The 13,694-nt window shown below is 39.7% G+C and carries 12 protein-coding genes and 1 tRNA gene; 6 read left to right on the forward strand and 7 right to left on the reverse strand.

Annotated features, from left to right (window positions below; genetic code table 11):
- Nucleotides 1-2: 2 nt before the first annotated feature.
- Entirely contained in the window at nt 3-980 is a 978-nt protein-coding gene (locus FTU12_RS06840; RefSeq protein WP_168377848.1) for an SIS domain-containing protein, read from the reverse strand.
- A 356-nt stretch (nt 981-1,336) separates the two neighbouring features.
- On the opposite strand from FTU12_RS06840, the gene cysS reads away from it, so the two are divergent.
- The 3 genes from cysS to FTU12_RS06855 all read left to right on the forward strand — a co-directional run bounded on the left by cysS (nt 1,337) and on the right by FTU12_RS06855 (nt 5,620).
- Nucleotides 1,337-2,758 carry a cysteine--tRNA ligase gene (gene cysS / locus FTU12_RS06845; protein ID WP_180114022.1) on the forward strand — a complete coding sequence of 474 codons (1,422 nt, stop codon included), beginning with the start codon at nt 1,337-1,339 and terminating at the stop codon, nt 2,756-2,758.
- 62 nt (nt 2,759-2,820) lie between these two features.
- A tRNA-Gly gene (locus tag FTU12_RS06850) sits at nt 2,821-2,896 on the forward strand.
- A 624-nt stretch (nt 2,897-3,520) separates the two neighbouring features.
- Nucleotides 3,521-5,620, forward strand: coding sequence for a TonB-dependent siderophore receptor (locus tag FTU12_RS06855; RefSeq protein ID WP_180114023.1), 2,100 nt, complete (start codon nt 3,521-3,523; stop codon nt 5,618-5,620).
- 85 nt (nt 5,621-5,705) lie between these two features.
- Here FTU12_RS06855 and FTU12_RS06860 read toward each other — a convergent pair whose 3' ends face one another.
- Complete coding sequence (locus tag FTU12_RS06860) at nt 5,706-5,981, reverse strand: hypothetical protein (RefSeq protein WP_078193570.1); 276 nt, start codon at nt 5,979-5,981, stop codon at nt 5,706-5,708.
- Between the two features lie 417 nt (nt 5,982-6,398).
- Between FTU12_RS06860 and FTU12_RS06865 the strand changes: the two genes are divergently transcribed.
- Together FTU12_RS06865 and FTU12_RS06870 are read left to right on the forward strand one after the other, a co-directional pair.
- The gene (locus FTU12_RS06865; RefSeq protein WP_180114024.1) at nt 6,399-7,106 is read left to right on the forward strand and encodes a glutamine amidotransferase; all 708 of its coding nucleotides are present in this window, start codon (nt 6,399-6,401) and stop codon (nt 7,104-7,106) included.
- A gap of 66 nt (nt 7,107-7,172) precedes the next feature.
- Nucleotides 7,173-7,802 carry a LysE family transporter gene (locus tag FTU12_RS06870; protein WP_180114025.1) on the forward strand — a complete coding sequence of 210 codons (630 nt, stop codon included), beginning with the start codon at nt 7,173-7,175 and terminating at the stop codon, nt 7,800-7,802.
- 81 nt (nt 7,803-7,883) lie between these two features.
- On the opposite strand, the gene FTU12_RS06875 is transcribed toward FTU12_RS06870, so the two are convergent.
- Nucleotides 7,884-8,480, reverse strand: coding sequence for a YceI family protein (locus FTU12_RS06875; RefSeq protein WP_180114026.1), 597 nt, complete (start codon nt 8,478-8,480; stop codon nt 7,884-7,886).
- A 293-nt stretch (nt 8,481-8,773) separates the two neighbouring features.
- On the opposite strand from FTU12_RS06875, the gene FTU12_RS16465 reads away from it, so the two are divergent.
- Nucleotides 8,774-9,289, forward strand: coding sequence for a nuclear transport factor 2 family protein (locus FTU12_RS16465; protein ID WP_257227295.1), 516 nt, complete (start codon nt 8,774-8,776; stop codon nt 9,287-9,289).
- Between the two features lie 66 nt (nt 9,290-9,355).
- On the opposite strand, the gene FTU12_RS06885 is transcribed toward FTU12_RS16465, so the two are convergent.
- The 4 genes from FTU12_RS06885 to FTU12_RS06900 all read right to left on the reverse strand — a co-directional run bounded on the left by FTU12_RS06885 (nt 9,356) and on the right by FTU12_RS06900 (nt 13,263).
- Nucleotides 9,356-9,799 (reverse strand): GNAT family N-acetyltransferase, encoded by a 444-nt coding sequence (locus tag FTU12_RS06885; protein ID WP_180114027.1) that lies wholly within the window; start codon nt 9,797-9,799, stop codon nt 9,356-9,358.
- 188 nt (nt 9,800-9,987) lie between these two features.
- Entirely contained in the window at nt 9,988-10,203 is a 216-nt protein-coding gene (locus FTU12_RS06890) for a hypothetical protein (protein WP_180114028.1), read from the reverse strand.
- A 182-nt stretch (nt 10,204-10,385) separates the two neighbouring features.
- Entirely contained in the window at nt 10,386-12,374 is a 1,989-nt protein-coding gene (gene tkt / locus FTU12_RS06895) for a transketolase (protein WP_180114029.1), read from the reverse strand.
- A gap of 463 nt (nt 12,375-12,837) precedes the next feature.
- The gene (locus tag FTU12_RS06900) at nt 12,838-13,263 is read right to left on the reverse strand and encodes a pilin (RefSeq protein WP_180114030.1); all 426 of its coding nucleotides are present in this window, start codon (nt 13,261-13,263) and stop codon (nt 12,838-12,840) included.
- Between the last annotated feature and the right edge of the window lie 431 nt (nt 13,264-13,694).

The following is a 13,694-nucleotide window of genomic DNA, read 5'->3' on the forward strand; positions in this document are numbered from 1 at the left end:
TCTTAATTTACCCCAGCCTGAATCAGATCATGCATGCTGATAATCCCAATCACTTTATTGGCATCATCAACAACTACAAATTGTGTAATTTTCTTTTCGTTCATACGTTCTAAAGCATGTACCGCGCGTTCTTCTTGTGAAATCGTCAAAGGATTTTTAATCATCACTTCTGAGACTTTCATATTCACGTCAAAGCCTTGCTGTTTATCAATCAAACGACGTAAGTCACCGTCGGTAAATATACCCAATAAGGTATCGTTTTCATCGACAATCGTGGTAAGACCCAAACGTTTATTTGAAATTTCATACAGAACTTTATTCATTGGTGTCTCTGGCGACACTTTTGGTAAGTCTTCACCTGTATGCATAAGATGTTTTACATGCAATAACAAACGTTTACCCAACGCTCCAGCAGGATGAGAACGTGCGAAATCATCTGAAGTAAAGCCACGTGCATCCAATAATGCGACTGCAAGTGCATCACCTAAGGCTAATGTTGCAGTGGTACTAGAGGTCGGTGCTAGCCCCAAAGGGCAAGCTTCTTGAATATTGCCCAAGGTCAATGCGACATCGGCATTTTGTGGCATGGGACCTTTATTGTCGCCACTCATGGTAATTAAAGGAATGCCCAAATGTTTAATCAACGGCATGAGCATCATAATTTCATCACTCTTACCTGAGTTTGAAATTGCAATGAGCACATCACCTTTAACCAACATACCCAAATCACCATGCCCCGCTTCACCCGGATGCATGAAGAAAGATGGCGTACCGGTCGAGGCAAACGTAGCGGCCATTTTACGACCGATATGACCCGATTTACCCATACCAGTAATCACTAAACGCCCTTTGCACTGTAAAATGATTTCGCAGGCTTGGCTAAAACGATCATCTATTTGCGTCGCTAATACTTGTAAAGCATGCTCTTCAATACGCAAAGTTTCTAATGCGACTTTCTGAAAATCGACTTGATTCGGCATATTTGGTGGATTCAAAGTTGTTATACCTTAAGCCGTGAGAGGTGCGCTCTCACTTTCAAAATAAAAAATTTTCACAATTTTATCATATCTATGCAAATAGCACGTTTCCAAATGTATAAGAATTCATGAATTATGCAGAAAAGATGCATTTCTTCTTTTTTATCTTAGGAACAGATAAATTGAATTAAACTCTCAAATGAAATTCAGCCCGAATCAAATGAGCCTTCAACTTCTTTTTCCAGCAGTACAATTACATCAAGCATTAAAAAATATCTGCTTTTTTGGGTTTTAACTTTATGAAAAAAAATGCTTAGGTTAAGATGAGCCATCTTTTGGTAGAAACAATTTGAAGACCTATGCAACCTTTTGTTCTATATAACTCAGAGCAACGTAAAAAAGTAGAATTCGTACCTCGCAAAGAAGGACATATCGACATGTATGTCTGTGGAATGACTGTGTATGACTACTGTCATATTGGTCATGCTCGAGTTATGGTTGCATTTGACTATATTATCCGTTTCCTGCGCAGTCAGGGCTGGAGCGTAAAATACGTTCGAAACATTACCGATATTGACGACAAAATCATTGCCCGTGCCAATGAAAATGGCGAAAGCATTACTGCTTTAACCGACCGTTTTATTAAGGCCATGAACGAAGATGCTGCCAATTTAGGTTGTGCAGCACCTGATGAAGCACCACGTGCAACAGACTATATCGATCAAATGCAGAATATGATTGGTAGCTTGGTTAACAAAGGTACAGCCTACCCATCTGCAAATGGCGATGTTTATTTTGAAGTTGAAAAGTTTGCCAAATATGGTCGTCTTTCGGGTCGTAAACTTGACGATATGCAGGCTGGTGCTTCTGAACGCGTTGATGTAGAAGTAGAAAAGAAACATCCTTTTGACTTCGTGCTTTGGAAACATGCCAAAGAAAATGAACCTTCTTGGGCTTCACCTTGGGGCAATGGCCGTCCGGGCTGGCATATTGAATGTTCAGCGATGTCGACCTGCTGCTTAGGCAACCATTTTGATATTCATGGTGGCGGTTCAGACTTAACTTTCCCGCATCATGAAAATGAAATTGCGCAATCTGAGGCATCTACTGGCGAACAGTATGTTAATTACTGGATGCATGTCGGCTTTATTAATGTCGATGGCGAAAAAATGTCGAAGTCTTTAGGTAACTTCTTCACTATTCGTGATGTCATGGATAAATTCCACCCTGAAGTGATCCGCTTCTTTATTGTGTCATCACATTACCGTAGCCCAGTAAACTTCTCTGACACTGCTTTAAAAGAAGCGAAAAATACCCTTTCCCGTTTCTATCATTCATTTAAAGCTTATCAGCAAGTCTATGGTGAAAAAACCGTAGAAACTTTGGATGATGCTTTAGTTGAGCGCTTTAATGCCGCTATGCGTGATGATTTCAACACCGCAGAAGCAATTGCGGTATTGTTTGAAGTCAACAAAGAATTGAACCGTGCCGTAAAAGATGAAAATGCTGAACAAGCGGCTGTGTATTATTCGACATTGCGTCACTTAACCAATATTTTAGGTTTGGTTCAGCATAATGTTGATGAATTCTTAAAATCAGATATTGGTCAGGAAGCTCTAGGTCTCTCTGAAGAACAGATTGAAGATTTAATTCAACAACGTAAAGATGCGAAAAAAGCCAAAGAATTTGCCAAAGCAGATGACATTCGTCAATCTTTACTGGATCAGGGCGTAGTTCTGGAAGATACACGTCAAGGTACTATTTGGCGTCGCGCTGATTAATTAAGCAAACAGAAGCATAGAGAGTTGACAGTTGCGTGAAATTCTCTATAATTCACCTCATTGCGGGAATAGCTCAGTTGGTAGAGCATAACCTTGCCAAGGTTGGGGTCGGGAGTTCGAGTCTCCTTTCCCGCTCCAGAATACGAAAAACCCTCATCGAAAGATGAGGGTTTTTTTATGTCTAAATCTTTCTTCAAAGGCTTATTTTTATATGTATTTACTCATGTTATGCACATGAAAGCCATTTCACATTTTTAAAATAATATTTAAATCTGACGAAGTCTTACATTTAGGGATTAAATACAGGGATTAGCTTTCGGCTGGAAGTACTCTTACGAAACGTTGTTTCTCATTCGGCAAAATGAGATGCGAAGCTTCGCAAGGAAACCATCTTGCGGTGCAATGCACCTCACCAACAAAACTCGTTCACTACCGTCAAATTATTCAACGTATCGCAAAAACATTTTTGATTAGAAGTCGTCCTGTCTCAAACAATTGCGCATGACATTACCGCGTATCTTTATTATTTGAAGCAAAGTACGCTTCTGATGTTACTGCGTCACCTCAGTTATTTATTATATTGTAGCGACGTTAATAGGCCTTAATTTTCCCCAACGAATAAGGCTTCCCCTATTGCCACACGACCTTTCACCTACCTGTTAAAAAATAATCTGATGAAATGCTCATCTCGCCAATTTTCCTCAATTTTTCTCCATAATTTTCCGTTATTCTTTGCCAAAATTACATTTGGACAACCAAATAATGCACGGCGCGCACACTACACTCAAACTGACCAGCTTAAGTTACGCATTACTTACGATCTCAACATCAATTTGGGCCGCAGATACTGTTCAAAATCCCCAAGAATCTGCAGCAGTTCAGCAAATGGAAGCTTTAACATTTGAAGTTCCAACAGCAAGCACTAAGCCCAAAGACCCAGATATCAGTGCTGTCGCAAAAACCATCATAAGCCGTGATGAAATGTTGAAATTTGGCGATCAGTCCATCAATGATGCACTGCGTCGTGCTGCAGGGTTTCAACTCCCCGGTGCCGGCGGTGGTCCACGTGGTGGTGCAGGTGCTGGCGGCATGCGTTTCCGTGGTGGTGGTGCACCCGTGTTCTTAATCAATGGTGAACCTGTACAAGGTGGTCCTCGTGGTGGCATGTCAGTTGTTGATAGCATTACGCCTGAAATGATCGAACGCCTTGAAATCACCAAACAACCGAGCGTCGCTCAAGGCTCGGTTGCTTCATCTGCAGTCATCAATATTATTTTAAAAGAACCATTGAATGGCACACGTTTAAGTGGTTCTGTACGTGCTGGTTATGGTCTAACCAAATCAAATACACGTGAAGAAGAACGCACCAATTTAAACTTTCAAATGGATGGTCGTTCAGACCCTTGGATCTATAGTTTATCTGGGAGCCAAATGTGGAATGATTCAGATACGCTCACCCGCACACAAGATGCAACAGGGACGAAAACTCAAAAACGCATCACCAATCGTACGTCGCAAATGCTCACCCCACGTGTTGAATATCAACTTGATGATCAACAAAAATTGGTCGCTGAAATGTTTTATCGCAACAATGAAAGCGAAGGCACAAGTGGCTCCCAAGTCCAAAAAGATAAAAATGACAGCATTCGACTCAACACACGATATGAGCGTAAAGACCAAGGCAATTCCGACAAAATTCGCTTATCAATCGAGCAGCAAAATGAAACAGAATTAACAGAGTATAGAGATTCTCAATCGTATATTGATGAACAAATTAATGAATATGGCTTAGGCTATGACGGTGTCCGCAAGTTCGACTCAAAACGCCAAATAAAATTTGGTACTGATCTACGTAGCAATGAACTTGAAAGCAATATTGCAAAGACCTTAGATGAACAATTGTATGCTGCCTATGTTGAAGGAAGTTGGAAATATACGCCGCGCCAAACCTTAACTTTAGGTGTACGCCAAGAGTGGATTGATCGTTCAGGTTTAGTGGATTATCAAGATCAGCATTTAAGTCCTGTATTAGCACACCGTTTTGACTTTAATGACCAGTGGTCACTTCAAACCAATTTGAGTCAGGCTTTTAAAAACCCACGTAGCAATCAATTAATGCCGACTATTTCAGTTTCTACAGATAGCGATGCAGGGAAACTAAACAATCCTGATCGTGGTGGTAATCCTCACCTAAGACCTGAAACTATTAATGCTTACGAAACAACCTTAGGCTATAACACCCCTGCTGGAGGTGTAAATATCACTGCATATTATCGAGAAATTAATGACTATATCGAAAAATCGATCCTGTCAGAAAATGCTACAGGCGGTCGTTGCGAAACGGGAAATACCGATTGCCGTTTTGTCGAACGCCCATATAACCAAGACAGTGCAACTACTTATGGTGTGGAGATTGCTGGACGCTATGCACTGAAGCAAACGGAGAATGGTCATTCTTTTATGTTGAATGCTCAGCTTTCAACTGTACGTGCAAAAATTGAAGAAACTGACGGCTCTGACCGTTTGGCAAGTGATGTTGCACCTTATACCGCAAGTGCTGGTTTATCATACAACTACCAACCGTGGCGTATTGCAACAAGTGTGAATCTCGATTATACCCCTGAATATACACGTGCACTGAGTAACGAACCGTACAATCGCACCAGCAATGAACGCGTCAATATGGATGTGAGTTTTACTAAACGCTTTGATCAAAATTGGTCTGCATCGGTGAATGCACGTAATATTCTCAGCTCAGATTATAAAGAAGTGTTAAAGGAACAAAGTTCTGGCGCGCTATACCAATCTCGTATCAATGAATCAATTCCAAGCTTTATGTTTACCTTAGAAAAGAAATTCTAAACCGTTCCTAAGAGACTTCTAAGAGATTCAATATAAAAAACCGATACGGATATATATCGGTTTTTTATGCGTACACGACCGCAAACTAGCGCTCAATTGCCTTCAGCATTTTCGCAATTTTTAGGGTATGTTCCTTCTGTCCTTTTTTCTCTAAGACTTTTTGCTCAACCCACCATAAATATTCAAAAATTTCTGATTCACTTGAATCCTCTTGAATTAATTTAAAAATATTGGGCAAATAATCATCATACTCATCACGTAAAGCAGGAATACGGCGAATCCCTAACGGGTCCCATTCCTTTAATAAAATTTTATGTATCGCATGCAAGAGACTGGCATCTCGATTATGTTTTGACTGCATACAAGTTCCCTGGCTTATATTTTTTTACTTTTAAAATCAGTTATCTAATTATGTGATGATATTAAAAGAAAAATGAACTGTTGTTTGTCGAAGATTTCATCATACGCATCTCTAAACGCTTTTCCATTGGTTTTTCATCTTTTTTTTATACTAAACCAAAGCTTTATCTAAATTTCATGCACTTTTTCTCATAAATTTTGCCAATAAAGCCTTGCGGGATCCCTTAATTCACAGCACCAAAGTTTTAAATGCTAAGTTCTATCGTCGAACATAATCACTCAAAGAAAAAACAATCCGCTTCAACCAACTTCTATATTTATTTCTTTTCGAAATTGTGAAAAATTTACAGTTTTCCTTTTTAATCTCCGGCAATTCAAGCTACATTCTATTTTGAAATCTTAATCCTGAAAAATCCCTATGAGTACTGCATTAAACGAAACCATCTACGTCATTCAACACCTTGCATTTGAAGATTTGGGTTCATTGGAAGATGTATTTTACCAACTGGGTTATCGGGTGAGATACTTCGAAGCTGGAGTCGATGACCTGAGTAAAGCTATGCAACATACAGGGCTTACCATCATTTTGGGTGGCCCGATCGGAGTCTATGAAACTGATGACTACCCATTCCTACAAAAAGAAATAGACTTACTTAAAGTACGTTTAGAGAGTAAATTACCGACTTTAGGCATTTGCTTAGGTGCTCAGCTTATTGCGTATGCATTGGGCGCTAAAGTTTATGCAGGTCATAGCAAAGAAATCGGTTGGAGTTCCCTAGCGCTTGAAGCCATTACTCACAATATTTTAGCGCCATTAGATCAAGTGCCTGTACTGCATTGGCATGGCGATACTTTTGATTTACCTGCAAATGCACAGTTACTCGCCAGCTCGGCAATTTACCCGAATCAAGCGTTTAGCTATGGGCCCAATATTTTAGCCCTACAGTTTCATATTGAAGCAGAAGCACAGGCCATGGAAAAATGGCTGATTGGGCATACATGTGAATTACATAAAGCACAAATTAACATCTCAAATTTACGCATGCAAAGCCAACAACAAGCACCTCATTTAGAACGTGTTGCTCCCCTTATTTTGCAGCAATTTTTACAACAACTTCAGCTTTAAAACAGCTATTAATTTAATGCTAAATGGCTTATAACAGTTGCACTTCAAAACGTATAAGCCATTAGAATGACTCCCTTACTCAGCATTGCGCTCATCCACTTTTTTGCTCTCATCAGCCCAGGCCCAGACTTCTTTTTTGTCACTCAAAGTGCTATTCGACAATCCAGATCACATGCATTATTTGCCGCGTTAGGTATTTCACTCAGTATTTTAGTTTGGTCAATTTGTGCAATAAGTGGCTTACATTTTCTATTTCAAAAAATGGCTTGGTTACAACAATGCCTCATGATTTTGGGAGGCCTATATCTTTTATATTTAGGCTCTCAGTTATTAAAGTCTGCATGGAGTAAAGACCTCGGCACAATAACAAAACCAACCGAGCAAGCCGTACAGAAAAAATCGCCTTTGACGCTGTTATTCCACGGTTTCTTGACCAATATGGCCAATCCTAAAGCATTGGTTTATTTCAGTAGTGTATTTTCTATTGGAATCAGTGCAAAGGTCAGTATTTTTGATCAAAGCTCTTTACTGGCTTTAGTCTTTATTGAAAGTTTGATTTGGTTTGCATTGGTTGCGGTCTTATTCTCAGCACCTAAAATGACGCATTACTATCAAAAATTTAGTAAAAAAATTGACGCAATTACCGGTGGAATCTTCATTAGTTTTGGCTGCCTATTACTACTCAATCGTGATTGATGATTCATCAGATACACATTTACGTGACATAAAAAAGCACCCAAATGGGTGCTTTCCTAACTTAGCTGAGGGAGCTAAATCTTATTTCGCTGCTGCCTTTGCTGTAGATACAGCGGCTTCAGTCGTAATATTTACCGTAATTTTGTCGCCTACATTCGGTACATATGCACCTACACCAAATGCTGAACGATCAAAAGAAGTCGTTGCATTGAAACCAATCGTTTCCGCCTTAGTCATTGGGTGAACGGCTTGCTTGTTCAATACAGCGTCCAATACCACTGGTTTAGTCACATTTTTAACTGTTAAATCACCCGTGATTTTGTATTTAGTTTTGCTGATCGCTTGAACTTTTGTACTTTTAAACGTGATATTTGGATATTTTTCAGCATCAAAGAAATCAGCTGTTTTTAAATGATCATCTAATGCTTTGACATTGGTATTTAAGCTCGATAATGGAATCGTCACGTTCACAGACGAATTTGCAGGTTTTGCATTATCGACATTGATTGTCCCTTGAATGTCACTAAAGTTTGCAGAAGGCGTTGAGAAACCAAAATGATTCCAAGTAAATACTGTTGCTGTATGAGTAGGATCAATTTGATAGGCAACAGGTTTTGCCATAGAAATTGTTGTAACTAATGCTACCGCCAAACCGATTGTTAATGCTTTAAAGTTCATGTTTTTATCTCACTTTCGAATACCATTAAGTCTATAGATTTTTAGCCGTATTACAGCTTTAAAGATAAAACGTTTTGTTGCATGTTTAGAACGATAGTTTTGTAAAATCTGTAGCAGCATCTACAACCACTCTCAATTATTAAATTTCCCATATATTTCAAATAATTAATAATTTAATTGATCCATGAGTTATTTATCCTAAATTTAGGAAACATCAACCTATCAGAGTCGTAGGTTTTCTAAACAAATCCACTTAAGATTTTTAGACATCATAAAAATCTGAGTACCCAAAAATGACAGAACAATCGCTGGCTATTGAAAAAGCCTTAAACACTAAAACACCCAAAGATGTGGTTTTGGCATTTCTTATGAATACTTCAAAAGAACTCATTGAAAATACAACTCAGCTACTGGTAGCCGAAGACGCAGCATATGTTTCCCTTAACTTTAGCAACCCAGAACTGAAACAAATTGAGCCATGGGCTGGGTCTGGCACAGGTAGAGACATTTATATATATACCTTTGCCAACGTCGGGACCTACTGGAATATCGACGACTTTCAAATCACGGATATGATCGCTGAAGATGAAACCGTAGCTGTATTTGGTCAATTCACCTACACCTCAGTCTATGCAAAAAATACTTTCACCTCGCCTTTTTCAATTAAAGCCAAAGTTCAAAACGGTTTAATCAGCTTTTTCCAATTTATGGAAGACACCTACGCCTCAGCATCATCATTCCGCGTAGGTGGAGAATGGATCATTCAGCAAGAAGCCGACTCAGCTAAAAACTTTAAAGTTTCAGCTTAAATGCTCAGATCCAGCAGCTCTTCACGCAAGAGCTGCTGTTCATTTAGAATAGCCTTTTACATTGAATTAATGACAGCGATATTGGATAAATCCTGTTTTTTTCGCGATTTGATCATACAGTTTTTGCGCAGTTTCATTATCCTGATGCGTAAGCCAATACACACGGTCACACTGCCGCTGATCACAATATTCTTTCACTTTCGCGATCAGCGCCTTGCCAATGCCCTGCCCGCGATAATCCTCAAGGGTATATAAGTCCTGCAAATAGGCATAAGGCTGCAATGTCCAGCAGCTCTCATGTTCAATGACATGCACGATCCCAACCACTTGATGATCAATCACAGCTGCAAAGCCATACATATGTTCGCAGTCAGCAGCATGTAACCTGTGCCACGTTCGCTCAGTCACTTCATCTGGCACCTGACTTTTATAAAATTTTAAATACAGCTCCCAAAGCGGCTGCCATTGGTTTTTTGAAATTTCTGTTAAATTTTTAATCTGTATTTGCACGTTTGATGTCTTTTTTAAATGAGCACTGGATTTTTATAACTGAAATAAAGCTTCATGTGTTTAAAACACTTTATTTAATGCGCTCTTTTTTAGTCTTGATAAGTCTTGGATGGACTTTTTCTTATCCGTTTTATAAATACGATAGGCAAATAAAAAGCCCGAACAATCGGACTTTTTAACCATTTAGCTTATAGCTTCTCAACCAAAATGCGGTCAACCTGCTTCAAGCCTGTATGCTTTTCATGGTTCTTACGGCGAATCTTAATCACTTTGTCATCTTGCAAATCTTGCAGCATCAACTCTACTGCAACCATGGCTTCAAGCTCTAAGTCCGCGCCTATCCATTTCTGTTCACCAGCATCCATCAGTACAATTTCATCATTTATCTGATCGTAAAGGCTCATCGTTTCCTCACTTGGGGCAACATTGCACCCGTGGCTGAATACTGCATGAATGAATTAATTTTAAACCAATGCTTTAATTCATTCGTTACAAATCGTTATTTCACAATTAAAAATAAATTTAATCTCTGCAATAAAAAACGCCCCTTCTCTGGGGCGTCTTTATTACGGTTAATCTTTATAGATTAAGCGGTAATTTCTTTCACTGCTGCAACAACAGCGTCAGCTGTGATACCAAAGTGTTGGTACAAGTCTTTTGCAGGAGCAGATTCACCGTAAGTCGTCATACCGATTACACGGCCGTCAAGACCTACAAACTTCCACCAGTAGTCCACATGCGCAGCTTCAACAGCAACACGCGCACGGATCGCAGCAGGAAGAACCGCTTCACGGTAAGCAGCGTCTTGTTTTACGAATTCTTCAGCACATGGCATAGAAACAACACGTACGCCTTCAAGCTGTGCGTAAGCATCCATTGCCAATGAAACTTCTGAACCAGTCGCAATGATGATTGCTTTCAATTCGCCTTTTTCTTTTGCAAGTACATAACCGCCTTTCGCAACGTCAGCAATTTGATCTGCTGTACGTGTTTGGAACGGCAAGTTTTGACGAGAGAAGATTAACGCTGTAGGGCCTTCTGAACGAAGTAGCGCAGATTTCCAAGAAATAGACGCTTCTACAGTGTCACATGGACGCCAAGTGTTTAGGTTTGGTGTACCACGTAAAGATGCAATTTGCTCTACAGGTTGGTGTGTAGGACCATCTTCACCTAGACCAATTGAGTCATGGGTATACACATGGATCACACGTTGTTTCATCAATGCAGACATACGTACTGCATTACGTGCATATTCCATAAACATTAGGAATGTCGCAACATAAGGAATGAAACCACCATGCAATGCCACACCATTGGCCATGGCTGTCATACCAAACTCACGTACGCCATAGTGTACGTAGTTACCCGCTGGGTTAGATTCAACGCCTTCTGCGCCTTTCCATAAAGTCAGGTTAGAACCTGCAAGGTCAGCAGAACCACCTAGAATTTCTGGAAGCTGCGGCGCAAATGCTTGAATGGCATTTTGGCTCGCTTTACGGGTAGCGATTGTTTCAGCTTTTGCATTTACTTCTGCAATATACGCATCCGCTTTTGCCGCAAAGTCAGCAGGAAGGTCGCCAGAAAGACGACGTTTGAGTTCAGCCGCTTCTGTTGGATATTTAGCAGCATAAGCCGCAAATGTGTCGTTCCAAGCAGATTCAGAAGTAGTACCTTTCGCTTTTGCATCCCAGGCTGCATAAACATCAGCTGGAATTTCAAATGGACCTTCAGTCCAGCCCAAAGCTTCACGAGTTAAAGCGATTTCATCATTGCCAAGCGGCGCACCGTGGCAATCTTCTTTACCTTGTTTGTTTGGCGAACCTAAACCAATAATGGTTTTACAGATAATTAAAGTTGGTTTGGTAGTTTCAGCTTTTGCTTCAACAGTTGCTGCGCGGATTGCGTCTGCATCATGACCATCAACTTTAAGCACTTGCCAACCGTATGCCAAGAAACGCTGTTCTGTGTCGTCAGAGAACCAACCTTCCACTTCACCGTCAATTGAGATGCCGTTGTCATCGTAGTAAACAACCAATTTACCTAGACCCAAAGTACCAGCCAATGAACATGCTTCGTGAGAAACACCTTCCATTAAACAGCCGTCGCCCAAGAAACAGTATGTGTTGTGGTCTACAACTGTGATGTCTTCTTTATTGAATTGAGCCGCTAAAGTTTTTTCAGCAAGTGCAAAACCTACAGCGTTTGCAATACCTTGACCCAATGGACCCGTGGTTGTTTCGATACCCGGTGCATAGCCCAATTCTGGGTGACCTGGAGTTTTAGAATGCAATTGACGGAAAGATTTCAAATCTTCAATAGACAGGTCATAACCTGTTAAGTGCAATAACGCATATTGCAACATAGAACCATGGCCGTTTGACAATACGAAACGGTCACGGTTTGCCCATTGTGGGTTTGCAGGGTTGTGGTTGAGGAATTCACGCCATACCACATCAGCAATATCTGCCATCCCCATTGGAGCACCTGGATGTCCTGAATTTGCTTTTTGCACAGCATCCATTGCCAATACACGAATTGCGTTTGCAATACGACGTTCGTTAAGCGGGGTTGTCATAGGTCAGAGTCCAAACAAATGGTTTAAAAGAGTAAGATGAATAAGAATTCAAAGATGCGCATATTGTCTTAAAAAAAGCGGAATGGGTAAAGCCTCAGGGGCAAATTTTCGCTAATTATTCCTGCACCACCTGTATTTTGTGCGCTTATTGCTCAATTTCAAGCCTATGCATGTCGTTTATTTTGTATACAGTGACGTATTTATATGGCGAATCAATGACAGCACAATGCATATTTAGAGTTTGGCAGAGAAAGCAACCGTTTCATAACTGATAAAAGTCCGCTACATCGAATGGAAATCGTGAATATAAATAGCAGCCAAAGCCGATCCATATAAATGGCCATTAGAAATATGAAATATATTCAATAAAGAAACCTATGAATATTTATGAAACTCTAAGAGCATACTCATCCCTGTGAAATCAGCACTTATCCAATATACTCACGGTTTCACATTCAATACTTTAGATCCCACGACATGTAGCAGGTAAATTTCGCTGCGAAATATCATCCGATTGACAATACCAAGCACCATTTAAATCATCTGGAATATTAAAATAGATCTGCTTTGAGCGAAGAGCAAAATTAACATCTGCTGCTTTAAACGTAAAAACCACTGAACACGTTCCTGCCACATCAGTAATTTCACTACTCGCAATATACTTGGTACTGATACTTTCATTCAGCGCTGTATTCAAATCTACACAGCTTTGTTCCTCTGAATAATTTTCCATCAATTTAATTTTATAGCGTGAAATCATTGTTAATACTTCAGCTACTTGCGCCCGAGCGACATAGCCATTGTAAGATACAGTAGCAATTGCAGCCAAAATACCGATGATTGCCACCACGATCATAATTTCAATGAGTGTAAAACCAGACTGTTTCATTACGTTTCCCCATTCAACGTAATGACAAATAGGCAATTTGCATACTAAGTCTCAAAAGCCCGCATTTATTGTGTTTTATTTTTCAAATTAAACGATTAATTGTCATGAACAGTCATATTCTGGCAGTTCATGACATTCATCATTGATAAATCACAGGATACTGATTTGATTTTTTCTTATAATTGATTCACTTAAAAAGCCAATTTAGGCATTTTAACGCCTAATCACATTGTTGCTTGTGCCAAAGCCCAATATCTCTGTTTTATCTCATCATAAAAATTTAAATTGAGAAATCCATAGCTCATATCAATTTTTTAGATGCCTATATCAATTAAAAAGTCATTGAAATGAATTAATTTCATCCAATTTGGTCATGTTGAGCTAGTCCTAAACGCTTTCTCGATGTAACATATTGCGTCTTTAAATTTAAC

The sequence above is a fragment of the Acinetobacter sp. YH12063 genome, from assembly GCF_013419715.1.
Taxonomy (GTDB): Bacteria; Pseudomonadota; Gammaproteobacteria; order Pseudomonadales; family Moraxellaceae; genus Acinetobacter; species Acinetobacter amyesii.